Annotated in this window: 18 protein-coding genes; 8 read left to right on the forward strand and 10 right to left on the reverse strand. The window is 43.8% G+C overall.

Going from position 1 to position 24,180, the window contains the following annotated elements; all coding sequences use genetic code 11:
* Positions 1 to 58 precede the first annotated feature (58 nt).
* The gene (locus SWP_RS07975; protein WP_044555778.1) at positions 59 to 1,054 is read left to right on the forward strand and encodes a 2Fe-2S iron-sulfur cluster-binding protein; all 996 of its coding nucleotides are present in this window, start codon (positions 59 to 61) and stop codon (positions 1,052 to 1,054) included.
* Positions 1,055 to 1,061: 7 nt separating this feature from the next.
* On the opposite strand, the gene SWP_RS07980 is transcribed toward SWP_RS07975, so the two are convergent.
* Positions 1,062 to 1,442 carry a VOC family protein gene (locus SWP_RS07980; RefSeq protein WP_020911947.1) on the reverse strand — a complete coding sequence of 127 codons (381 nt, stop codon included), beginning with the start codon at positions 1,440 to 1,442 and terminating at the stop codon, positions 1,062 to 1,064.
* Between the two features lie 309 nt (positions 1,443 to 1,751).
* Between SWP_RS07980 and SWP_RS07985 the strand changes: the two genes are divergently transcribed.
* The 3 genes from SWP_RS07985 (at position 1,752) to SWP_RS07995 (ending at position 3,319) form a co-directional block, all read left to right on the forward strand.
* Complete coding sequence (locus SWP_RS07985; RefSeq protein WP_020911948.1) at positions 1,752 to 2,459, forward strand: DUF445 domain-containing protein; 708 nt, start codon at positions 1,752 to 1,754, stop codon at positions 2,457 to 2,459.
* Between the two features lie 129 nt (positions 2,460 to 2,588).
* Positions 2,589 to 2,939 (forward strand): VOC family protein, encoded by a 351-nt coding sequence (locus SWP_RS07990; protein ID WP_020911949.1) that lies wholly within the window; start codon positions 2,589 to 2,591, stop codon positions 2,937 to 2,939.
* Between the two features lie 35 nt (positions 2,940 to 2,974).
* Entirely contained in the window at positions 2,975 to 3,319 is a 345-nt protein-coding gene (locus SWP_RS07995) for a 5-carboxymethyl-2-hydroxymuconate Delta-isomerase (RefSeq protein WP_020911950.1), read from the forward strand.
* A gap of 80 nt (positions 3,320 to 3,399) precedes the next feature.
* Here SWP_RS07995 and asnB read toward each other — a convergent pair whose 3' ends face one another.
* From asnB to SWP_RS08020, 5 genes are all read right to left on the reverse strand, one after another.
* Positions 3,400 to 5,064, reverse strand: a complete 1,665-nt coding sequence (gene asnB, locus SWP_RS08000) for an asparagine synthase B (protein ID WP_020911951.1) — start codon at positions 5,062 to 5,064, stop codon at positions 3,400 to 3,402.
* Positions 5,065 to 5,437: 373 nt separating this feature from the next.
* Positions 5,438 to 7,084, reverse strand: a complete 1,647-nt coding sequence (locus SWP_RS08005; RefSeq protein ID WP_020911952.1) for a M28 family metallopeptidase — start codon at positions 7,082 to 7,084, stop codon at positions 5,438 to 5,440.
* Between the two features lie 422 nt (positions 7,085 to 7,506).
* The gene (locus SWP_RS08010; protein WP_020911953.1) at positions 7,507 to 8,154 is read right to left on the reverse strand and encodes a hypothetical protein; all 648 of its coding nucleotides are present in this window, start codon (positions 8,152 to 8,154) and stop codon (positions 7,507 to 7,509) included.
* A 333-nt stretch (positions 8,155 to 8,487) separates the two neighbouring features.
* Complete coding sequence (locus SWP_RS08015) at positions 8,488 to 11,307, reverse strand: FAD-binding and (Fe-S)-binding domain-containing protein (protein WP_020911954.1); 2,820 nt, start codon at positions 11,305 to 11,307, stop codon at positions 8,488 to 8,490.
* A gap of 78 nt (positions 11,308 to 11,385) precedes the next feature.
* Positions 11,386 to 13,029: an L-lactate permease gene (locus SWP_RS08020; RefSeq protein ID WP_020911955.1), complete on the reverse strand. Its 1,644-nt coding sequence runs from the start codon at positions 13,027 to 13,029 to the stop codon at positions 11,386 to 11,388.
* A 717-nt stretch (positions 13,030 to 13,746) separates the two neighbouring features.
* Here SWP_RS08020 and SWP_RS08025 point away from each other — a divergent pair.
* Entirely contained in the window at positions 13,747 to 15,147 is a 1,401-nt protein-coding gene (locus SWP_RS08025; RefSeq protein WP_020911956.1) for a cache domain-containing protein, read from the forward strand.
* On the forward strand, positions 15,144 to 15,764 hold the full coding sequence (locus tag SWP_RS08030; protein ID WP_020911957.1) for a response regulator: 621 nt from the start codon (positions 15,144 to 15,146) through the stop codon (positions 15,762 to 15,764). Before SWP_RS08025 ends, SWP_RS08030 begins: the two co-directional genes overlap by 4 nt.
* Before the next feature lie 612 nt (positions 15,765 to 16,376).
* Here SWP_RS08030 and SWP_RS08035 read toward each other — a convergent pair.
* The 3 genes from SWP_RS08035 to purM all read right to left on the reverse strand — a co-directional run bounded on the left by SWP_RS08035 (position 16,377) and on the right by purM (position 20,396).
* Positions 16,377 to 17,447 (reverse strand): DcaP family trimeric outer membrane transporter, encoded by a 1,071-nt coding sequence (locus SWP_RS08035; protein ID WP_020911958.1) that lies wholly within the window; start codon positions 17,445 to 17,447, stop codon positions 16,377 to 16,379.
* A 1,264-nt stretch (positions 17,448 to 18,711) separates the two neighbouring features.
* Positions 18,712 to 19,356, reverse strand: coding sequence for a phosphoribosylglycinamide formyltransferase (gene purN / locus SWP_RS08045; RefSeq protein ID WP_020911959.1), 645 nt, complete (start codon positions 19,354 to 19,356; stop codon positions 18,712 to 18,714).
* Complete coding sequence (gene purM, locus SWP_RS08050; protein WP_020911960.1) at positions 19,356 to 20,396, reverse strand: phosphoribosylformylglycinamidine cyclo-ligase; 1,041 nt, start codon at positions 20,394 to 20,396, stop codon at positions 19,356 to 19,358. Before purM ends, purN begins: the two co-directional genes overlap by 1 nt.
* A gap of 219 nt (positions 20,397 to 20,615) precedes the next feature.
* Here purM and upp point away from each other — a divergent pair, with 219 nt between their 5' ends.
* Positions 20,616 to 21,242 (forward strand): uracil phosphoribosyltransferase, encoded by a 627-nt coding sequence (gene upp / locus SWP_RS08055; RefSeq protein ID WP_020911961.1) that lies wholly within the window; start codon positions 20,616 to 20,618, stop codon positions 21,240 to 21,242.
* Positions 21,243 to 21,343: 101 nt separating this feature from the next.
* Here the strand turns inward: upp and SWP_RS08060 are convergent, their stop codons facing one another.
* A complete protein-coding gene (locus tag SWP_RS08060) occupies positions 21,344 to 22,666 on the reverse strand; it encodes a Na+/H+ antiporter family protein (protein WP_044555780.1) in 1,323 nt (440 codons plus the stop codon).
* Positions 22,667 to 22,982: 316 nt separating this feature from the next.
* Here SWP_RS08060 and SWP_RS08065 point away from each other — a divergent pair, with 316 nt between their 5' ends.
* Positions 22,983 to 23,588 (forward strand): peroxiredoxin, encoded by a 606-nt coding sequence (locus tag SWP_RS08065; RefSeq protein WP_020911963.1) that lies wholly within the window; start codon positions 22,983 to 22,985, stop codon positions 23,586 to 23,588.
* Positions 23,589 to 24,180 lie beyond the last annotated feature (592 nt).

Below are 24,180 nucleotides of genomic sequence, written 5' to 3' on the forward strand. Positions count from 1 at the left end.
AGAAATGCGCTTCAGATCATATTATTTTTTGTTACTAATTGAGAAACAACGTTAGCCCATGACAACTTTCTTTTTGGATGGCCAAGCTTTTGATTCCGATGAAAATGAATCGGTACTAGAGACCCTTATTCGCAGTGGAAATTCACTAAATTACTCCTGTAAGAAAGGAGCTTGTAAAACCTGTTTGCTGCAACATGTAGGCGGGGAGTTGTCCACGGGTTCCCAGCGAGGCTTAAGTGCTCGCCTTAAGGCTAACCATTATCTGTGCGCATGCCAGTGTATTCCTGCTGAAGGACTTAAGCTGAAAACGGTGCTTGAGCAAGACCTGTTTGTGTCGGCTCAATTAGTTGAGCGTATATTCATGACTGACAACATGATGAAACTCGTGGTGAAAGTTTCTGAAAACCTAAATTGTCTTGCGGGGCAATATATTAACCTTAGACGCTATGACGGTCTGACGCGCAGTTATGCCATTGCTAAAGTCGATGGCAATGTCATAGAGCTACATGTTAGCCGCAAGTACAATGGCCAATTGAGTGGTTGGTTATTTAATACTGCCAGTAACGGTGAACAACTGCTTATTCAAGGACCCTTAGGGCAATGTGTTTATAAGGCTGAGTATCAACAAGACAAGCTAATTTTGATTGGTCATGGAGCTGGCATTGGCGCTGCAATGGGCATTGTTGAGCAGGCGTTGTCAATGTCACATCAAGCCGAGATTTACCTCTATCACGGTGCCCGAACCGTTGAAGAGCTATATCTGCAAAAGCGATGTTTATCGTTAATGTTAGCCCATAAAAACGTCCATTATCGGGCTTGTATTACCGCATCGGCTCAAACTGACTTAACGGGTTTACGTTGCCAACAAGTCCAACCTTTCGAACTAGCAGCGCGTGAGCATCCAATCTCTCGGCACAATAGAGTGTTTCTTTGCGGTGAACCAGAAGCGGTTGTAAAAGCTCAGCAACAAGCATTTTTGGATGGGTTTGAGTATTCAAAAATTCATGTGTTGCCATTTGAATATAAAGATCTTCGTTCAGTGAAAAGAGGTTAAGCACGCCTTAGAGGCTTAAGTAACTAATTGCTGCGATTATCGCTCCCTGAGGGTCTTTTAACCAGCAAAAACGGCCAATGCCAATGATATCTTCTGGACCAAATAGAATGGTCGCGCCCAGTTCATGAGCCTTTTCGGCAATAGCATCAACGTTTTCTACCGTGATGTATCCAGTCCAATTACTGGGCATGGCTGGCGCTGGACTTTGTGCAATACCACCAATATCGACGCCGTCGTTAATAATAATATGGTAGGGCGCATGGGCTACAACAATGGTCTTGAATTTCCAGCCAAACACTTGGCTGTAAAAGGCCATGGCTTCTTTACTACTGCTAGCGGTTAACTCATGCCAGCTTAAAGAACCTGAATTGGCTGAGGTGGGTTTCATTGGTTTTCCTTGCTAGGAACTGCTCAAACAAGTGTAGCTTCTAACCTAGGAGTAAGAGTTAATATTGTGCAGTATTTGGCTCACTAAGATGTTCTACATAACCTAAAGCATTGAAGTCGTTCGGCATGTTTGAGGTGCAGTGATTGAGTTGTCTGGCTATTAATTAAATAAGGAGATCTAGGTAGATAAATGTATTTCCCGATTGTTATCCTTATGGCAGATTTGGCGGTAATAGCATAATTCTATTGCCTAGTGAGTTTGCCTGCAGGTAACATAGCCCGTTTTCGATCATGCTTACGGGGAATTAGCTTGAATAAAAGTGTTGTTACCAATTTAATTGCTGCGCTCGCAGTATTAGCCGGCTACTTATTAGCGCTGCCAATTCTTTTAACTGTTGGTTTATTCGCACTTTCAGGTGCGGTCACAAACTGGCTTGCTATTCATATGCTGTTTGAAAAAGTCCCAGGCCTCTATGGTTCAGGTGTGGTGCCTTCTCGCTTTGAAGAGTTTAAAGAAGGGATTGCTCATCTGATGATGAAGCAGTTTTTTACTGAAGAGAATATAGAACGATTTCTGTCGCAGCAGGGTAATGCTGAGAAGCATATCGACCTACAACCTGTAATTGAGAAGCTAGATCTGTCACCTGCATTTGATGCTTTAGTCAGCACTGTTTCACAGTCTTCACTCGGTGGTATGCTATCGATGTTTGGCGGTACCGATGCGATTGAACCCTTGCGCGAGCCATTTATGGAAAAAATGAAAACATCGCTTAGTGATATCTCTCAATCTGATCAATTTTACGAGTTACTTAAAGCTGAGCTGGAACAGAGCAATGTTATCGACGATATGCGAGTGAAAATAGAGGATATTGTCAACCAACGTTTAAATGAATTAACCCCGCAATTGGTCAAAGAGATAGTGCAGGACATGATCAAGAAGCATTTAGGTTGGTTAGTGGTTTGGGGCGGGATTTTTGGTGGCTTAATCGGTTTAGCCGCCGCGCTCGTTCAAGGCTAATGGTTGTAGTTGTTATAGATTTTAAAGGAAGCTAAGGCTTCCTTTTTTATGGAGGAAATATACAGAGAGCATTCGGAACGTGCTATGGTTTTATACCATAAAAGTATTCTTAGATACTGGGAGCAATGGATGAGCCTACACCACACAATAAATTATTTGGAAATGCCTGTTAGAGATATTCAATCCACAAAAGATTTTTTCAGCCAAGTATTCGGTTGGGAATTTGTTGATTATGGGCCTGAGTATAGTTGTTTTCTAAACGCTGGAATAACCGGCGGTTTCTATTTATCCACACAAGACTTCACGTTAGCGAAGGGCTCTCCTTTGTTGGTTATTTATTCAAATGAACTCGCTCAATCTTTACAAAAAGTCACCGATGCGGGTGGTACTATCAGTCAACCTATATTCGAGTTTCCAGGTGGAAGAAGGTTTCACTTTTTAGATCCCAATGGCAACGAGTATGCGATTTGGTCTGAGTAGCGACAACAATAAAATTAAAATAAGAAGGGCTGAATATGCCACATTGTGTTATTGAATACGCTAAACCATTAAAGCACGTTATTTCAATCGAAGCCTTGGTAGAGGCTACACATCAAGCCTTGATTGATTCGCAATTATTTGAATCGCATGCCGTTAAAACACGTGCCCATGGGGTCGAACACTTCCGAGTTGGTGAAGATCAAGATAATACCTTTGTGCACATTCATACGGCCATAATGCCTGGTAGAACTGATGAGCAAAAAGCGCTGCTACTTGAACGAGTATTTGAGGCTATTTCACTCATCACCAATACTGTGAGCAGCGTGACGATGGAAATAGTTGATATTAATAAGCAGTCTTATATTAAGATAATTAACTAAATGCTTATAACCTTAGATATAGAAAGCCACTCTTAGGGAGTGGCTTTTTTGATGTTGTTTGGCAGACAATCTAATTGGTATTAATAAGCACTATCGTGAACCGATTGCACTGCACGGCCTGAAGGGTCAATTATCCCCTGTAGGCTTTCATCCCAAGCCAGTGCTTCAGGCGTCGAGCAGGCAACTGATTTGCCACCAGGTACTGTTTCAGCGGCACTTGCAAGCGGAAAGAGCTCTTCAAAGAAAGTACGATAGAAGTAGCCTTCTTTTGTTTCCGGTGTGTTGTATGGGAATCTAAACTTAGCGTTAGCCAACTGAAGATCATCAACGTTAGCTGCAGCATGATCTTTAAGGCCATCAATCCATGAGTAGCCTACACCATCACTAAATTGCTCTTTTTGGCGCCAAGCCACTTCTTTTGGCAATTTATGCTCAAAGGCCTCTCGTAGGATATGCTTTTCAATTTTGCCGTTCTTCGACATTTTAGCTTCAGGGTTAGTGCGCATGGCCACATCCATAAACTCTTTGTCCAAGAAGGGGACACGTGCTTCTAGTCCCCAAGCTGCCATAGCTTTGTTGGCACGTAAGCAGTCAAACAGGTGTAGTTTATCTAGCTTACGTACTAACTCTTCATGGAATGCTTGTGCATTGGGTGCTTTGTGGAAGTATAAGTAACCACCAAATAGCTCATCAGCCCCCTCGCCAGATAACACCATTTTAATACCCATGGCTTTAATTTTTCGCGCCATTAAATACATGGGCGTTGCAGCGCGAATAGTGGTGACATCGTATGTTTCGAGGTGGTAAATCACATCTTTGATAGCATCAATGCCATCTTGGAAGGTAAAGGTAATTTCGTGGTGAATAGTGCCAATTGCATCGGCAACTTTCTTCGCCGCAATTAGATCTGGTGCGCCTTCAAGGCCGACTGCAAAAGAGTGCAGCTGTGGCCACCAAGCACTGGTTTCACCATCATCTTCAATACGTCGTTTAGCGAATGTTTGGGTAATTGCTGAAATAACCGAAGAATCTAAGCCTCCAGAAAGTAATACGCCATAAGGAACATCAGACATCAACTGACGTTTAACTGCTGCTTCTAGTGCATCACGCACCTCTTCACTGCTGGCTGGGTTGCTTTGAACTGCTGCAAACTCACGCCAGTCACGCTGATAATAATGAGTTAACTCACCGACTTTGCTTGATAGATAGTGGCCCGGAGTAAAGGTCTCGACAGTTTTACATACTGGCATCAGTGCTTTCATTTCCGAAGAGATATAGAAGTTACCTTCAGCATCTCTGCCGGTATAAAGCGGGATGATCCCCATGTGATCGCGACCGATTAAATAGGTGTCTTTTGCTTTGTCATACAACACAAAAGCAAAAATTCCGTTGAGCTTATCTAAGAACTCAGTGCCGTATTCTTGATAGAGCGCTAAGATTACTTCGCAATCTGAGTTGGTTTGGTAACTGTATTTGTCACCGAGTTCTGCTTTAAGCTCTTTGTGGTTATAGATCTCACCGTTAACGGCTAAGACGATAGTTTCATCTTGGCTAAGCAATGGCTGAGCGCCGTGTTCAATATCTACAATCGCTAAACGTTCATGAGCGAGAATAGCTTTGTCACTGCTATAGATCCCAGACCAATCAGGTCCGCGATGACGTAGTAGTTTTGACATTTCGAGTGCGACTTGGCGCAATGGCGTCGAGTCTGATTGAATATCTAAAATAGCGAAAATTGAACACATAGGTCACTCCAAAAAATGTCAGTCTTGATCTCAATTGAGTATTACTCTGCCATCGAAATCCATAACTTTCAAATTAGGGATTGGTGATTTCTTACCTTTTTGGTCTTTTTTGTGGGTAATTCGTTATTTGTTTGGCGCTAAAAATGATGAATAAGCAATTTAAGTGGGGTTTTCTTGGTTTATGTTTATCTTTGTGGGGGCTGAGCTAGTTGTTAATGGATAAACGGCAACGAAGTATCAGTAATCAGAGATAATGCAGTTTTAAGTGAATTAAGTGACATTTTTCGCATAAACGCATTATTCGTCGGCAAAATAAAATAAAAAACGCCCGATATAACTTCGGGCGTTGATGTATTTATGTACTAAGGTGAGCTTAGTTGTTGTCGGTTTTGGCGGGTCTTAATGAGTGAAACTCAGTGCCGCTGAAATAACCCGGCCAGTCACTATTATTACCCAGTACAGCTGCTGCATCGTAGTAAACAGCTAAGTCTTCTAACGCTCCACTTAGATCCCAATTTTCCCGATATTCATCACATACGCTGTGGTAACAGCCTTTCATCTGTTGTTTCATCATTGCTTTGTATTCTGCAGTCGCTTCATCAACAGGGATGCTTCCGCCTCCTGCAAATACTGCGGGTACCCCATATTTGGCGAAACTAAAATGATCTGAGCGGAAGAAACCGCCAGATTCAGGGTGCTTTTCGCTCTTGGCGGTACGGTTTTGAGTCTCGACTGCAGCGATTAAGTAATTTTCTAATTCTGACTTACCTTTACCTACGATAGTGTAGTCGGTGGTACGGCCATAAATATTGGTGCTATCTAAGTTAAATACAGCCACAGTTTTGTCTAATGGATATACAGGGTTTGACGCATAAAAACGTGAACCCAATAAGCCTTGTTCTTCACCTGTCGTTGCAACAAAGGTCACAGAGCGGGCAAGTGGATTGCCATTTTGAGCTTGCTTGGCAAATTGGCGAGCGATTTCTAAAATACCAGCAGTACCCGATGCGTTATCAAGTGCGCCGTTATAGATCTGATCGCCATCTTTGCTCGGATCTAGACCAATATGATCCCAGTGTGCAGTGAATAAAATGTGCTCATCACTGCGACTTTCGCCAGGTAGAGTCGCAACCACGTTATAACTATTGGCATATTGCGCTTTATTTTCGAATGAAATAGAAGCAGTTTGATTCAGTGGAATATTAATCGCACTGCTTGCAGCGCGGTCTGATATGGTACTTAGCGACAGCCCTGCTTTATCAAATAGCTTAGTAGCTACATCAAGAGTCATCCAACCTTCAACTTCTATCCATTTTGCTTGCTCATCTTTGCTACGAACAAGATCTTGCTGAGCGCCAGTCCAGCTGTTTTCGACGACAGACCAAGGGTACGAAGCCGGTTCGGTATCGTGAATGATGATTGCGCCTAGGGCGCCTTGACGGCTTGCTTCTTCAAACTTGTAGCTCCAGCGGCCGTAATAGGTCATTGCTTTACCGTTAAACTTTCCTGAATCAGGCAAAGCGAAGCCGGGATCGTTCACCAGTATTACCGCTATTTTTCCGCTCATGTCGAGATCTTGGTAATCGTTCCACTGGTACTCAGGGGCGTTGATACCATATCCCACAAACACTAGCGGTGCATTGGCAATATCAATTTTGCTCACATCATGGCGACTACCAATAACCACATCTTGACGATGCTGTAATTGCATATCACCTAGCTGAATAGATTGCTGCTCTGAAGCGGTATAGGTCACCATAGGTACAGCTTGTAGGTAATCTTTACCATTTGGCTTATCTAACCCCATCTCAGCAAAGGCTTTACTAAGGTAATCCAATGTTAGTTGTTCGCCCTTAGTAGTAGGGGCGCGGCCTTCAAACTCATCAGAAGCAAGGGTTTTAATATCTAAGCGAAATCGGGATTCATCAAAAGTGACTTTCTCTGGTGTGACAATATCTGTCGTATGTTGGCTACAAGCACTGAGTAGAGCAAGTGCACAGACTGGAAGCAAAGTGCGCATCAATATGTCCTGTTATTGTTGTTTTAGACTTTTGTGTTGAGGTTTTGTTGTTCTATAGGGGGCAATAATGGAGGAAAAGCGCCTAGCTTGACAAGAGTTAGCTGTTGAAGAAAGTGTTACTCGATATTGCATCTGGTATCGAAAATTAGCCAGCCTATAGCAAACTGAGTAAATTTTAGAGTAATCGTTCAGGTTTTGAGGGTTTTAAAGCGAAATACATCAGGCTTTCATTTATTTCGCTATTTTGTCATGTAGCAGAAAATTGCCGTTTGGCGGTTGATAGCTTGAGCAGAGCCGCTCAGGTCCTTTGGTAATGACTGTCAACAGACTTAAACGACGACGTACCTGCACCTGAGGTGTTCTTGGCCGTGGGCAGCATAATGCTTATGGCTGTGATTGTGGTCATAAATAACCTTTAACTATTAGCTTTGATTGTAGCTCGCATATTCGACCCATTCAGGAAGAGTGCGAGGATCTCCATAGGATTTAAAGAACTTAGGTGACGATTGTGGCGCTCGGGTTCCAATATTCGCTTCGCACCACATATTAAGCTTGTAATGGCTTGAGTATCCCTCATGGGTATACGCATCATATGCTTTGTGAGCATGTTTCCAAAAATTGTGGTCGATGCGGCCTTTTTCTGCCAAGAAAGGATAACGAATTACTCGAATTTTAGTGTTATCGATGACTGTATTGGCCATTTTTATTAGCAGTTCAGCCAGAACTTCCGAACCGATATCCTGAATCGTTAAGGTTTCAATAGCTGTAATTTCGGCACCAACTAAACTGATCACCCGGTTACTTAACGCCGTGGTATCAATTGTTTGGATCAGTTCATAACCAATGGTATCAAGCAAGCGATAAAGCTCAAGATCCCACTCTGTTTCTGTAAACTTCCCTGCTTTTATAGCAGATTGAAGTTCTCTGTTTTTCTCACTTTGGATCACCAAATGTTTTTGTAAAGCAGGATACTGCTTTAGCGCTTGTGGAGAAACTTGGCTAATTAGATCAAGCAATTTGCTTTGATCTGTAATTAACTCTGCAAATTCTAATTTGGCGTCTTGATCCACTGTGTTGTCCTCATCTTTGTATCTGAGTAATGACTATACTCGTGCTACGTAAATATGCCTGTTTCAGAGGCATTGTGCCAGTTCAATTCTAGGCGCATTAATGTAGAAATGGTTATTCCCTTTTCAAATTAGTGCACAACGAAGTGGGCTGGCATAAAGCCTTCTGCGATGGGCGTTTTTTATATAAAAAGCATGGACTTTACTCAGTGTTATTGATTTTACCAAGGGAATGACCATTAGTCGCAATCAATGCCGTGATTAAAGTCCATTAAACTCCCACTGAATGCTGCATTTTCAAGTAGGACGGGTATAAATCATTATTTGTAACGGTACTTACCCACGGCTGCACTCTTCAAGCAGGTAAGCGAGATGACGGTATGGGATGCCGCTATGTTCAGTTAGACCCACTTCACACATACGGTTTGCGTAATACCCCTCACTGACATCAACTGGGATCAGTTTCTTAATATTGCGCAGCGCGCTGGCATTGATCTCTGGCTTATAGAGGCCTTTCTCACCCGCGTAACCACAACATTCGATTCCGGCAGGACGAATGACTTGATGACAACAAGCATCCGCTATTGCGGTCATTATAGGTTCAACCTTCATGGTTCTTGCGCTACAGCCAAGGTGCAATGCCGCATGGGATTTCTTCTTAATGGTCAGCTTCGGCATTAATTTATCATGCATGAACTCAACCAAATCCACTATCTCTACTTTTTCAGTTAGTGTTGGATCTCCCGCTAAAGTACGTTTAGTACACGACAATGCATCAACGATAACTGGCAGCTTTCCATCTTGTGTCATGGCTGAAACAGCTTGGATCAGTTCGAGACGTTTAGCGTCAGCGTTGTTAAAGTCTCCCTTTGACTCCCACATTTGACCACAGCACAAATCGCGGGTCTTAGGTGGAGTGATCACGTTATAGCCTGCGCGCTCCAGTAGTGTGACAACAACTTCAGGCAGTGGTCGCTTATCGGTATCGACAGGTGTTGGGCCGAAAGTACGTCCGCCACATGCAGGGAAGTAAACGACGGTTTCTTGTCCGGGAATGGGTGCAGATACCTGCGGTAGTTTGCCGCCTTTAGGGAAAGAAGGGTTCCAGTAAGGCACTTCATTGCTGAGCAGTCGGCCAGCTTTCATCATTGTTCCGGTGATCCCCTTGCCGGTGATTTTATGGATCACACCCAACATATCAAAACCAGCACTGATCACGCCATTGACGGCGCCAAAGTTATTGGCCTGAAAATCAAGGAACTTTTGCTGACCGCGACTGATCGATGGCGTTCTTAATTTACGCACCAGCTGGCCCATTTTATTATCGACTGGGCAGGCAATAGTACACAGCTGACAGGCGGCGCAAGTATCGATTACATCGTACTTCGCAGCAGCGCGCATATTATCGGCAGCTAGATGATCGCCAATTTGCTCCAGGCGAGCAATTTCACGTAAGGTCGCAATGCGCTGACGAGGAGTAAGGTTTAGTGCTGATGTTGGGCAGGTCTTTTCACAGAAACCACACTCTAAACATTTATCGACAAAGTCATCGACGACAGGACAAGGTTTAATGTTCTTAACGTGGATTTTGGCATCATCGTTTAAGATAACCCCCGGGTTTAATATACTCTGAGGATCAAACAGTTGCTTGATGCTTTTCATTAGCTCATAAGCATCTTGACCCCACTCCATCTCAACATAAGGCGCAACTGCGCGACCAGTGCCATGCTCCGCTTTCATCGAGCCGTCGTACTTATTAATGACCATATCGGCTATTTCGTCCATAAAGGCATGGAAATTGTCGATATCCTCTTTGGTTGAGAAGGTCGGTGTGATGATGAAGTGGAAGTTCCCCGCCAATGCATGGCCATAGATACAACCTTCTGGATAACCAAATTTGTGCATGAGTGCGGTAATGTCACTCGCGGCGGTGGCTAAGTGTTCAAGCTCGAATGCAACATCTTCGATAATAACTGATGTGCCTTTAGGACGCTCACCCGCAACAATGGGGAACAAGCCTTTACGCATCGCCCAATATTCGCCATATACAGCGGCATCGTCGGTAAAGCTGATCGGCCGTAGAAAATCAAATCCTTCGAGTTTGGCAATCACATCTTTGGTGTAGCCATCTAAAGTATCGGCGTCATCGGCACGAGATTCAATCAATAGGATAGCCGATAGTGGTGGAAGTTCTGATAGCCAATCTGGCATACCTGGTTTACCGGTAACTGCTTTAATTGATGGCCAGTCGAGAAGTTCTGCGGCAGCGACACTTTCGCCATTGAGTAGCGGAATGGCGCGAGATGCGTCTTCCATATTGTGAAATACAGCGAGGGCTGATGCCTTAAACTTGGCTTCGTTGACCGTGTGGTAGGTGACTTCGTTGATGAAGGCCAATGTACCTTCCATGCCGACCATCAAGTGATTGATGATATCAAACGGATCGCTGAAATCAATTAGGGCATTAATGCCATAACCGGTGGTGTTCTTGATTGAGAATTTCTTACGAATTTTTTCAGAAAGTACTAAGTTGTGACGCGTTTTATGTGCCAACTCGTGCACTTGCTCAAGCATTTGTCCATGAGATTTGGCGAAGGCGACTTTAGATTTTTTACAACCCGTGTCGAGTTCGGTACCGTCGGCGAACAATAACTTGGCTGAGGCGATGGTTTGGTAGCTGTTTTGCGCGGTGCCGCAACACATGCCAGAGGCGTTGTTAGCAACAATACCACCAATCATGGCTGAGGCTATAGTGGCAGGATCGGGACCTATTTTTCGGTTAAGTGGCGCTAATACTGCGTTGGCATCTGAGCCAATGACTGCGGATCCAAGGGTGATCTTTTTTGCATCGTCGCTAACTTCAATCTTTCTAAACCCGTCATGGCCAAGAATGAGCAATATTCCTTCACCTAGTGCCTGACCGGCCAAGCTGGTGCCTGCTGCGCGGAAAGTGACTGGCGCATTATGCTTACGGGCAACGTCTAAAGTACGCTTTACTTGGTCCATGTCTTCGGCATGAACAACCACTTCTGGAACAATTCTAAAGTAGCTAGCATCGGTCGACCAAGCGAAGCGGCGCACATACTCATCTGTGACAGGCTTTTCACCTAATTGATTGCGTAAATCACTAATTACAGCTTTATAATTTATCGACATGGACTTATCTCTTTATTCGTTATTTTTAAGCTCAATCAGAGCCGAAATAGGTGGCTCTGATTGATCGGGTATCACGGTCTAGAAGCCACCCCAAAGGAAGGCGATAGTGCCCGCTGTCATGGCGTACGCCAAGGCTACCGGCATGGTTTTACGAATAATTTCAGACTCTCTTCCTGCCATACCAACAACGGTTGCAGCGGCAACGACGTTCATTACACACATCATGTTACCGGCGTTAGCACCAATCCCCTGCAGTGCCAGTACCATAGCTTGGTTCATGCCAATGCTGTCGGCGACGCTATACTGGAGACCGGAGAACATCATGTTAGAGAATGTGGCGCTGCCAGAGAGGAAGGCACCAAAAATGCCAACAATCGGGGCAACCCAAGACCATACCGCTCCCATGCTGCTAGCCAAGGTATCAGCGAGGGCGACAGGCATAGAAGCCAGTCCAGAACTGTTGGTTCCTGAGTTTAAGAAAATCTTTACCATCGGCACTGACGCGCCCAGCGAAATAATGGTCGGGATCATTGAACTGCACGATACCGTGATTGATTCTTTGATGGCTTTTTTGTTCATTTTGAACAGGAAGAAACCTAAGATACACACCGCGATAAAGAAGGCACCAGGTGCATAAAGAGTCTTAAATCCAGCACCTAGCTCCGTGCCTAGCAGGCCAGTCCACTTGACGTTAAAGCTCAGTAACCATGTTTTTAGTGGCGCAATAACACGAGACAGCACTAATAAAGCGGCCATGATGATGTAAGGAGTCCATGCGGCAATTTGCGAGAACTTCGTTGTAGAGGCCACCTTCGTTTCTTTTTGACCGTCGTTTTCAGCAAAATCATTCCAAGGAGTTTTAGGCAGCAAAATGCCTTTCTTAGCTACGGGAATAACAATCGCCATACCTATAAGCGCACCGATAACTGATGGGAACTCAGGGCCGGCAACATAGTTAATGATCCAAGCTGGAACCGTAAATGCTAGTCCGGCAAAGAGTGCGAATTTCCATATGGCAAAACCTTCGGCGAATGATTTGTTACGACCGAAAAAGCCAGTCAATAAGGACACCATAACTAGCGGGATAAGGGTACCTGTTACCAGATCGATGGTGATCATGTGCATAGCGATGAACTGGGCATAGTCGGCAAAACTGCCACCATGTTGAGCAATTTGTTCTGCCGCCATATTGACGCCGCCAGAAGTTAAGCCTTGCTCCATACCAAATAACACGGGAAGGCCAATTGCACCGAAGGATACCGACGCAGAGTCCGCAATCAGGGCTACAACTGCAGCAGCAATTGGGGGAATACCCAGTAACACTAGTAAAGGTGCGCCAATGGCTGCAGGAGTACCAAAGCCAGCACTGCCTTCAATGAATGAACCAAACAACCAACAGATAATGATGACCTGCACACGGGCATCTGCGCTAATATTGGTAAAACCTGCACGAATGGTATCCATCGCACCTGAATATTTCAGTGTATTAAGCAGAAACACTGCACCAAAGATAATACTTAAAGGTGTCAGTGCTGCTAGCAAGCCTTCAACCACAGATGCAGCTAGAAAGGTGGTATCCATCTGCCAGACAAACACGGCAGCAAGGCCTGTTAAGACTGCAGAAATGGGCATTGCCCGTGATGCAGGCATTTTCAGCAATACTAAAAAAAGCATTACGCTGATCACCGGCGTTAAACTCGCGAGTAGTTGAATAAAGTTCATGGGGGCCTCTTATTACCTTATTTTTATTTAGAGTTATTTCTAGTTAATAGCGGTTTTATTGACTCGTTGGTTACGGTTGTTTGTTTGGCGTTGTGACCATGGTCGACTGCCTGATAAATGTGTTTTTTTATCTACGGAGAATGGTATGGCTTTATAGGGGCTTTTTTTATCCGTGTTTGCACCTAATGCGTCTAAGGGTTTACACGTAGAAAAGCCAGATTGTTGAGGTTAGGCCTGACAGGTTATTAGCTTGGGTAATGTTTGGGGAATATAATAAGTCGTTATATTACAGTTGCTTATTTGTTTTCGGTCAAAAGAGCTGGCAACGCTTTGCAGCACTTAAATGTAAGGAGATTAGCAACATGATGTGGATCAACTTTGTAATGATTAATTACCCACAGTGTTAAAACTAACTGGCAAACTACATTTAACAGATTGGCAAGTGATAGCAAAATAACGGTTGTAAATGAACCGAACCGTACATCGTGACTGCAAAGCGGTGTTTTCTTGATGTTTCCCTATTAATCCAATCATATACTAAAATATGGGCCACAAATCGACTAGATAGTGCCGTGATTCTCAAGCTAAGTTATTTGCCTTTCCTTTGATCTAGCTCTGCTACTCGTGGGTATTTACTGTGATTTTTGCGTTGATTAACTGTTAATATAGCCCCCGTTTATGGGGGCTATCCCTAATATAGCGGAGTATTAATCAGCGATGAACATTAATCATAAGTTACAGCTTATCACCGTACTTCCACTCATTTTATCTCTGATGCTGGTGTTGTTTGTGACTCAAATGCAGTATCGAGAGCTTTCCCATCAAGTCGTCGACGTCTACCGTCAGAGTATTATTGATCACCGCAAAGAAGAGCTGAAAAATTATTTGGCTATTGCTAATGTCGCGATTAAGCACCTCCATAAAAATAACAGCGATAACAAACAAGATGTAGAACAAGAAATTAAGTCTATGCTGGCCGAGATGCGCTTCGGTAAAAATGGTTACTTCTTTGCATATGATCTTAATGGTAAAAGCCTGGTATTGCCTGACCAAGAATGGCGTGTAGGTAAGAACTGGCTAGACTTGGCCGATGACAATGGGGTTCACTTTATTCAAGAGCTCATCTCTGGAGCTAGGAAAGGCGGCGGCTATCTCACCTACCTATTCAATCAACCCTCAAATGACGGCCAATTGGGCCAAAAAATGGCCTATGCCGAAGTGTTGGGGCAGTGGCAGTGGATGTTTGGTACTGGCGTTTACATTGATGATATTAATGAAGAAACTGAATTATTGAGCACCTCTATCAGTAGTCATATTCGTTACACTTCGCTTATGACGTTGACGATAGGTATATTAGCGGTAAGTGCGGTGTTTATCGGTGGTATTTTTATGCGTGTTGGTGAGAAACGCCTCGCAAATGCTAAACTTAGAACACTCAACGAGCGGATTTACCAAACTCAGGAAGAGGAGTGTAAACGGGTTTCTAGAGAGTTGCACGATGGGGTCAGTCAAACCATTGCTGCGGCGCTATTTTCGATGGAAACGGCGCAGCTAAAACAGGAGTACGGCGATGATTCTTCGAAGGAACTGGAAAAGTCGATCACATTGACGCGGCAGATAATGCTTGAAATCCGTAATATCTCGCATCAATTACATCCAGCCATTCTCGAGGACTATGGCCTCGGCTCTGCATTAATCGAATTGGGTAGAGAGTTTACCCTGCGTACTGGGGTTGAGGTCAAAGTACAGCGATTATCAGTGCGTAAAATCCTCTCAACTGAACTTAGCTGTGCCCTTTACCGGATAGTGCAAGAGTCGCTAACCAACATCGAGCGGCACTCTGAAGCAAAGAATGTGTTGATATCACTAGCACTGACACCAAGATGGCTGACCCTGGAGATCCATGATGATGGTAAAGGATTTAACTATGAGTGTTTTGAACGAAAATCGACGCCCTTTGAAGGAATAGGTTTGAGGAATATGAACGAAAGAGTGAAATTTTATAATGGTGAGCTCAAGGTTGATTCAACAATTGGGAAGGGAGTGAAACTGGTGGCCCGTATTCCTCAAAGCGAGTTACGTTATCGAGCCGATAGTGCCACTGGAGGACTGTTATGATCCGCGTACTTCTGGTGGACGATCACCCTTTGTTTCGCGAAGGGCTACGTTATCGCTTAAGTCTAGACAGCGATATTGAGGTGTTGGCTGAAGCTGATAATGGCCAGCAAGCATTGGAAATCCTTAATAAAATGCCGGTTGATTTAGTGTTGACGGATATTAATATGCCACAAATGGACGGTATGTATCTGCTTGAGCTAATTAAAGAGCAGGAGCTGTCGTGTAAAGTGGTGATGCTGAGTATGCATGACAACAAAGAATATATCATGGCGACAATGCGCTACGGTGCTGATGGCTATATTCTTAAAGATGTGCCGGGTAAAGAACTGATTGAAGCGATAAAGAAAGTCGCTGCAGGCAAGCGCTATTTCAGTGCTGATGTCATAAATACTTTGTCACAGGAGCTTGCCAGCGGCAAGCAAGCCCTCGTTACCCAGCGTGAGCAGTTGGTGTTACGATTGATATCGCTTGGCATGAACAATAAACGTATAGCTCAGGAGATGGATGTGAGTGTGCGCACGGTTGAGACCCACAAACGCAATATTAAGCAAAAACTGATGATAGATAGTACGGCAGGCTTGGTGCGATATGCGATCGATCATGGTTTAGACCGTTAATACTTCTTATACTGATTGCCATTAACCGATATTTTCAGATAGCTGCAGTAATTGAAAACACCCAAAGTAGGGTTATACCAATCAGTATAAAGATTTGATCGCTCAGCGAGAGTTTATCGGCTTTGAGATAAGGTCATTAAATGCTCCTCGGTAACTGCACCTGCGTGACTCTCGACAATCGTTTTAGCATGATGCTAGCTGCGAGCATCCTTACTCTTGTACCTCATACTACTGTGTTATATAAACTCATTAGGGAACATTCATTGTGTCATTACTCACTTTGAATTAGCGTGCCAAAAACACTCTGGGTAGATCAACGTCTTATACTGATTGGTATTATACCAATTGCATTAAAAGTTTGACCATTCAGCGGGAATTCAAAACGCTGTAGGCAAGTAGTGGAATTTGAGCTAATAGTTATTCTATATCCAAATCCCATAGCGAAGCATACAGCGTTTTGAAACCCGCACTACGTGAGCCCCTTAGTCTTTCCACTTCTGCTTTGCATTGGCTTAAAAGGGAATAACCATTTCTTTACCAATGCGCTTTGAATTGAAAAGGCTGAGGGGCTCTGAATTGGTCAAATACTTAATGCAATTGGTATTATATAGCTTAAAGTACGTACTTGGCCGAAAGCTGGATGTAATCAGAGTTGGCACTGTTCGTGGCTGAAATATCTGCATCATAGTTACCCAATTCAACGCCAACACTCAATTGCTTATTGAGCTGTTTGATCAGGTTAATAGCGTAGTGGTTGCGATCTGAATCTGCGTTAAGCCCATTGAAGTCTTCAACGTCAGCGTGACCGTAGTAAATGCTAGAACGCCAGTCTTCACTCCAGAAATGGCGATATGCGACGGTATAGGCTTGGGTTGTCAACAGATCACCACTGCCATCCGTATTGACCTTATCGCCAGGGTTGTGGCCAGGAGAAATATAACGGCCGGCAGCGCCTGCGTTGTAGGTAAAGCGGAAGTCATCTTTACCGAAGGTAAAAACCTTACCGCTTAAGCTGTAGGCAAACTGCGTACCATCGGCGTTACCAGCGACACCATTGTTATCGAACGTGCGAGCAAGCACTGCAACTGCCACTTGGCCAAAATCACCTTTGTAGGTGTAGCGAGCCACTGCGTCGGGGATACTCTGGTTGGCATCGGTCGCATTGGCTGGATTTTCTAATGCCAGTTCTAAGCCACCATTAGTATAACGGATCTGGGTTTGACGAATGAATACCTGACCAACATGTGCGCCGCCAAAGTCGAGTGCATCAGCAATGGAGGCCAATGGCATAAAGGTTGACCAAGTCTGACCAACTTTCCAGTTCTTGTAAGCAATATAGGCGTGACGCATGCGTGGGGTGTAGGAGTTAGAAACCAGTGCGTTACCGCCACCGCCGTAGAAGTCATACTCTAAAAATCCAGTCACTGCGCCATGGGTAAACTTTACGTTGAAACGTGACTCTTTGGCTTGGAGGCTGGTTTGATTAGTATCTGGCGCGTAGGTACTGGTACCTATCCAGTAATCTCGATATGCCTGATCGCCATTCACATTACGCAAGTCGACTTTGAAATAGCCGCCGAAAGTTAACTTTGAACTCTCATCAAGTTGGACTTCATAGCCAGCGAAAGAAGATGCCGAGAAAAGTGTCGCTACCACTAACGCGGTTTTAGTCATTCTATTCATCAAGGTGCCTTTATTTAGGGTTGTTGTCTGCTTTGAGGAGTGAGCAAACAACTGCCCCTCAGCAAACTTATGGTTTGTCTGCGGCTAACCATATGGCTTTAGAAAGGTTTTTTTTATCCGTATTTACACCTAGGAGGAGTAAGGGCTTACCCGTAGAAATTCTGCTTTCTCAGCGTTTTGGCTTACAGCTCTTGAGGATGGAATAGCAGGTTAATTAAATTCTTAACATTTAAATACAGTAGGTTGCTGGGTTGTATTGTAAATGTTGGCTAGCTGATTTTTGTAGTTGAACATTGGGCCTTTGGGGACTTGATGTAGATCAATCTATTAACGATTAACGGTGAATACTGTTATCGAATGGTAAAAGGAAGGTTCGAAACTGGGCTTATACCAATCAGTATAAAGATTTGATCCCTCTGCGAGAATATAGCGGCTTTAAGGTAAGGTCATTAAATGCTCCTCGGTAACTGCTCCTGTGTTACTCTCGATAATCGCTCCTGCATTATTCTAGCTTCGAGCATCCTTACTCTCGTACCGCCTATATCTGACCTCTAAGGAGGGAGGGAATGTCTAATTTTGTATGGAACAAAATAGACCATATAGTCGTGCATTAATGGCATTCACCACATCTGACCTCAAGGGGGGGAGGGGGTGCCTTAAGCATGTCAGAAATATACTAGGCCATGTGGTTAGCAATGAATGAAGCGCATAAACCAAATATGCTTGCTGATCCCCCCGTGATTATTGATGATAAACACTCTCGTGATAATTAATTTTGTAAGAATAGTATGGCAAGGTGGATACAGGCATAGGTGTTCGGTTTGCTTACCGCTTAGAAGGTGGAATGCAGAACCTAGCCAAAGGTGTTATAACTAAATTAGTAAAACGACTTATATAAATTTACATTGTGGTGATGTAAATTATAAAAATACTAGAAGCATTAAAGCTTAATTTTGTGTGTTGACCAGAAAGGATGTTGGTAACTTTGCACAGACTCAGAATAATATTTTTTTAGATATCTACTTCCTGCATGGATTGAAAGGAAAAAGACAGATGAAAAGCCGTAAAAGAATTGGTTGGCATAAGAAGAAGTCAGGGCACAAGGTAGAGAAAGCTGTGACTTTATTTTTTTTCTTAATAATTGTCATTATGTTATTTGTTTAGCTGTAGTTGAATCCCTGATAATTACTTTTCCTATGCGGTAAATTCTGCATAGAAAAAATAAAGGCACTAAATAGTGCCTTTATTATCAGAGGTTTACCGTTTAATCTGCAGCGTAACCATTCACGGGTAATGGTTTTTCATCGAGCCAGGCTTTATCTGAAACCATCTTTAATCGTTGTTGGCTAAACCATTTTACAACGAGTGGATAGATAGCATGTTCTTGCTCATGAACGCGATCTGCAAGAACCTCTACAGAGTCTTCTTCATAGACAGGAACTTTAGCTTGTAAGATAACGGGGCCTGAATCAAGCTCAGGAGTCACAAAGTGCACGCTGGCACCATGTTCATTATCTTTAGCATCAATAGCGCGCTGATGAGTATTTAAGCCAGTATATTTCGGTAAAAGAGAAGGGTGGATGTTAATCATCTTCCCTTCAAAGCGCATAACGAAATCATCACTTAAAATACGCATAAAACCAGCCAAAACGATTAAGTCCGGTTGATACTTTTCTATCGCACTAAAAAGTCTTTCGTCGTAGTCAGCTCTAGTTTCGCCTTTATGAGCGATGACGCAGCTGGTATCAATTTCGTTTTGGTGAGCACGAACCAAACCATAGGCGTCAGGCTTATTGCTTATCACGCCAATGACTTCGGCTTGTACGTTGTCATCACAACCATCAATAATGGCTTGAAGATTACTACCATTACCTGAAATTAATACTAAAACGCGGCAGCTCTGAGACATTACAAGATCTCCACTTGCTCTTCGTCACCGCTACGCTTGGCAATGTCACCAATTAGCCATGCTTTCTCGCCTTCAGCGTTTAATAGATTAAGTGCTGATTCAACTTTGTCTGCTGGCAACGCAACAACCATGCCTACACCACAGTTAAAGGTACGGTACATTTCAAATTCAGAAATGTTACCTTTTTCCATTAACCAGTTGAATACAACAGGCCACTGCCAAGAGTCGCTTTTCACTACGGCTTTACAGTCTTCAGGTAATACTCGTGGGATATTCTCCCAGAATCCACCACCTGTGATGTGCGACATTGCATGAACATCGTGCTCTTCGATCAATTTAAGCAGCGATTTCACATATATTTTAGTTGGTTCTAACAAGTGGTCGATAAGCGGCTTGCCAGCAAGCTCTTGCTCAGGATCAGCTTTGCTCACTTCTAATACCTTGCGGATAAGTGAGAAACCATTTGAGTGAGGACCACTTGAAGCTAAAGCAATAAGTGCATCACCATCTTGCACCTTAGTGCCGTCGATGATCTCTTCTTTTTCTGCTACGCCTACGCAGAAACCTGCAAGGTCATAATCATCACCTTCGTACATGCCTGGCATTTCAGCAGTTTCACCGCCAATTAATGCACAGCCTGATTGTACGCAGCCTTCAGCGATACCTTTAACAACAGCGGTGGCAACTTCAACATCAAGTTTGCCTGTCGCATAGTAATCGAGGAAGAATAGCGGCTCAGCACCAGATACGATTAAATCGTTTGAACACATAGCAACAAGGTCAACACCTACGTTGTCGTGCTTTTTGTAATCAATAGCAAGGCGTAGCTTAGTGCCAACGCCATCAGTACCAGAAACCAGTACTGGATGCTTATACTTAGTTGGTAGCTCACAAAGTGCACCAAACCCACCTAGGTTGCCCATAACTTCTGGACGACGGGTACGTTTAACTGCTGACTTGATGTTGTTAACTAGTGCATTTCCGGCATCGATATCAACGCCTGCATCTTTATAGCTTAGTGGAGTAGTAGGAGTGCTCACGGAGATCCTCTTCGGGTACGGGTAGATCGTTATAGGATTTTATGCGGCGCTATTCTAACAGCTTGTGACTGGCCTCGAAAGCATAGTTTTTCAATAAAGTTAGCGACAAGGCTCACGATTTGACGCCTTTTTAAAACTTTAAGTTTTCCTCTGCGAACAAATCTACTAGAATCGTTAAAATTTACCGTGAAAAATGCGTTAGAAAATCAGGAGATCAAGATGAAAGTCGTTGAAGTTAAGCACCCTTTAGTCCGTCATAAAATTGGATTAATGCGCGAAGGTGACGTAAGCACTAAGCGTTTTCGTGAGCTAGCGGCAGAAGTAGGAAGCCTACTGACGTATGAGGCGACAGCAGACTTCGAAACTGAGAAAGTCACTATTGAAGGCTGGAACGGTCCTGTTGAAGTTGAGCAAATTAAAGGTAAGAAAGTGACAGTGGTACCTATTCTTCGTGCAGGTCTTGGTATGATGGACGGTGTACTTGAGCATGTACCAAGTGCACGTATCTCTGTTGTTGGCATGTACCGCGACGAAGAAACCCTTGAGCCAGTACCATACTTTGAAAAATTGGCTAGCAACATGCCTGAGCGTATGGCACTCGTTGTTGACCCAATGTTGGCAACAGGTGGTTCAATGATTTCAACTATCGATCTGTTAAAAGACCGTGGCTGCACTTCAATTAAAGCTTTGGTATTAGTCGCAGCGCCAGAAGGTGTTGCTGCACTTGAAAAAGCTCACCCAGATGTTGAGCTATACACAGCTTCAATTGATGACTGCCTCAACGAGCAAGGCTACATCTTACCGGGTCTTGGTGACGCGGGTGATAAGATCTTCGGTACTAAGTAACATGCGATATCTATGTGTTTTGAGTCAATAAACAGATTCAAATGCAAACTTTAAAAAAAGGAGCCGATTGGCTCCTTTTTTGTTTTTATTCTTTCTATAACCTAGAGCACCATTGCTGCAATCCAACCAAACACTAGCAACGGAATGTTATAGTGAATAAACGTTGGGATAACACTGTCTCTAATATGGTCGTGCTGACCATCAGCATTAAGACCTGCTGTTGGTCCTAACGTGGAGTCAGAAGCTGGCGAGCCAGCATCACCTAGTGCTGCAGCTGTGCCAACAAGTGCAATTGTTGCAGCAACCGAGAAACCAAAGGTCAGTGCGAGCGGCACGTAAATCGTGGCTATAATCGGAATAGTCGAGAACGACGAGCCAATGCCCATGGTAATGAACAAGCCAACTAACAACATCAAAAATGCAGCGAGGGCTTTATTGTCGCCAATAATATCCGCTAATGAGCTGACTAATGTGCTGACGTCACCAGTCTCTTTAACCACGGCGGCAAAACCTGCGGCTGAGATCATAATAAAGCCAATGTTAGCCATCATGCGCACGCCTTGGTTAAATACATCTTGGTCGGCCACATGCTTTAATGCACCGGAGAAGCTAAAGATAATAAAACCTATCAAGGCACCAAAAATCATCGAGCCAGTATAAAGCTGAGTGGCAAGGGTGGCGATTACCGCGACAACGGCAATGGCAATATTGCGAGGGTTAACGCCTTCATTTTCTGGTTCAGCAGTAAGTATAAGCTCCTCTTTGTACTCTCGAGGTTTACGGTATGAGATAAACACTGCCACCAATAAACCACAAATCATACCGAGTGCTGGCAATAACATCGCCTGAGGGATCTGCGAGCGCACTGCTTCAAGGCCATTGGTATTAAGGTTAGCAAGTAAAATGTCGTTGAGGAAAATGCCACCAAAACCAACAGGTAAAATCATATAAGTAGTGACTAGACCAAACGTCAGCACACAGGCCACTAATCGTCTATCGAGCGACAGTTTAGACATCACATGCAATAAAGGTGGGATCAAGATTGGGATAAACGCAATATGTATGGGTAGCAAGTTCTGCGATGAAACCGCCATTGCCAATATAGAGAGTAGCAAAATCCATCGAACTCGGTTGTAGTTGGATTTTGATTGTTCTCCGCCTAAGGCCCCGATGACTTTGCGTGAAATCAAGGTGGTTAAGCCTGAATGAGACAGGGCTACGGCAAAGGCGCCCAGTAAGGCATAGCTCAGTGCAATTTGCGCACCGCCACCCAAACCGGTATTAAAAGCATCTACAGTGTGTTGTAGATCCATGCCGCCAACCAAACCAGCAACCAATGCGCTAATGGTAAGAGCAATAACAACGTTCACTCGTGCCAGGCTCAACCCCAGCATCAGGCAAACGGCAATAACGACTGCGTTCATAATAAGCTTTATCTTTTTCTTATATTCAAAGTTGCTACTATTTTTGCCTGTTAACCTGCGTGATGTCCAGCGTGAAGGGGCGATATATTGATTTGGATGCGAGTTGTGAACTGAGTGTAGGGCTAATTGCTGTGAAAGTGTGAATACCAACACGAGCTTTGTGGACTTGGTGGCTGCATAATGGCCAGTTAACAGAATTAATATTCAAAAAAGTGATATTGCTCTCAAATAGCTTGTATGAAGTCAAACACTGCCTATAATGCCTTTAGATTTAAAACGAAAAAGCGTTTTAGCAATCCATAGATGGAGAAATAAAATGAGTGTATTAGTAGGCCGTCCGGCTCCTGATTTTACTGCAGCTGCGGTACTTGGTAATGGTGAAATTGTAGATACCTTTAACCTTTCTGAAGCGATCAAGGGTAAGCCAACCGTCGTATTCTTCTACCCACTAGACTTTACATTTGTATGTCCTTCAGAGTTGATCGCATTCGATCACCGTATGGACGAGTTCAAGAAGCGTGGCGTTGAAGTTATCGGTGTTTCTATCGATTCTCAGTTTACCCATAACGCATGGCGTAACACTCCAGTAGAGAAAGGCGGTATTGGCCAAGTTCAATACACTCTTGTTGCTGACGTTAAGCATGAAATCTGTAAAGCATACGACGTAGAGCATCCAGAAGCTGGTGTTGCTTTCCGTGGTTCTTTCCTAATCGACAAAGAAGGTCAAGTTCGTCACCAAGTGGTTAACGATCTTCCACTAGGTCGTAACGTTGACGAAATGCTTCGCATGATCGACGCACTTCAGTTCCACGAAGAGCACGGTGATGTTTGTCCTGCTGGTTGGGAAAAGGGCGACAAGGGTATGGACGCATCGACTGAAGGTGTTGCTTCTTACCTAAGCGACAACGCAGATCAACTTTAATACTTGCGTGTAGCAGTTAGATGTTAGAAAAGCCGCGTTTAAACGCGGCTTTTTTGTGTCTGTGATTTGAGTCTATGGGCTGGCTAGTGACGTTAACTATTTTTATCAGTCTTTGCTTGGTATAGGCCGTTCGCTTTCAGCTCACCCCATTAACCCATAGGGAACAGGAAATATCTTTATGATGTAGGGAACATCATTGACCATGTGATACCAATTGCATTAAAAGTTTGACCATTCAGCGGGAATTCAAAACGCTGTAGGAAAGTAGTGGGATTTGAGCTAATAGTTATTCTCGGCTCTGGCATCCTGCTTCGCTCTACCTCCTAAATCCATTTAGTCGTATATCCAAATCCCATAGCGAATCATACAGCGTTTTGCCAATTTGTTTCACCTAAGCCGCACTACGTGAGTTCCTCAGTCTTTCCACTTCTGCTTTGCATTGGCTTAAAAGGGAACAACCATTTCTTTACCAATGCGCTTTGAATTGAAAAGACTGAGGGGCTCTGAACTGGTCAAATACTTAATGCAATTGGTATGAATACGACATTCGGACTGCCAATCCTGCACCTATCGCAGGCCATTGAATCCACTT

It is taken from the genome of Shewanella piezotolerans WP3 (assembly GCF_000014885.1).
GTDB lineage: Bacteria > Pseudomonadota > Gammaproteobacteria > Enterobacterales > Shewanellaceae > Shewanella > Shewanella piezotolerans.

Coding starts and splice junctions, on each gene's coding strand:
- SWP_RS07990 (WP_020911949.1), top strand. CDS start 2,589: ATGAGCCTACACCACACAATAAATTATTTGGAAATGCCTGTTAGAGAT.
- SWP_RS07975 (WP_044555778.1), top strand. CDS start 59: ATGACAACTTTCTTTTTGGATGGCCAAGCTTTTGATTCCGATGAAAAT.
- purN (WP_020911959.1), bottom strand. CDS start 19,356: ATGTCTCAGAGCTGCCGCGTTTTAGTATTAATTTCAGGTAATGGTAGT.
- SWP_RS08060 (WP_044555780.1), bottom strand. CDS start 22,666: ATGAACGCAGTCGTTATTGCCGTTTGCCTGATGCTGGGGTTGAGCCTG.
- SWP_RS08035 (WP_020911958.1), bottom strand. CDS start 17,447: ATGAATAGAATGACTAAAACCGCGTTAGTGGTAGCGACACTTTTCTCG.
- SWP_RS07995 (WP_020911950.1), top strand. CDS start 2,975: ATGCCACATTGTGTTATTGAATACGCTAAACCATTAAAGCACGTTATT.
- asnB (WP_020911951.1), bottom strand. CDS start 5,064: ATGTGTTCAATTTTCGCTATTTTAGATATTCAATCAGACTCGACGCCA.
- SWP_RS08065 (WP_020911963.1), top strand. CDS start 22,983: ATGAGTGTATTAGTAGGCCGTCCGGCTCCTGATTTTACTGCAGCTGCG.
- SWP_RS08005 (WP_020911952.1), bottom strand. CDS start 7,084: ATGCGCACTTTGCTTCCAGTCTGTGCACTTGCTCTACTCAGTGCTTGT.
- SWP_RS07980 (WP_020911947.1), bottom strand. CDS start 1,442: ATGAAACCCACCTCAGCCAATTCAGGTTCTTTAAGCTGGCATGAGTTA.
- upp (WP_020911961.1), top strand. CDS start 20,616: ATGAAAGTCGTTGAAGTTAAGCACCCTTTAGTCCGTCATAAAATTGGA.
- SWP_RS08015 (WP_020911954.1), bottom strand. CDS start 11,307: ATGTCGATAAATTATAAAGCTGTAATTAGTGATTTACGCAATCAATTA.
- SWP_RS08025 (WP_020911956.1), top strand. CDS start 13,747: ATGAACATTAATCATAAGTTACAGCTTATCACCGTACTTCCACTCATT.
- SWP_RS08020 (WP_020911955.1), bottom strand. CDS start 13,029: ATGAACTTTATTCAACTACTCGCGAGTTTAACGCCGGTGATCAGCGTA.
- SWP_RS08030 (WP_020911957.1), top strand. CDS start 15,144: ATGATCCGCGTACTTCTGGTGGACGATCACCCTTTGTTTCGCGAAGGG.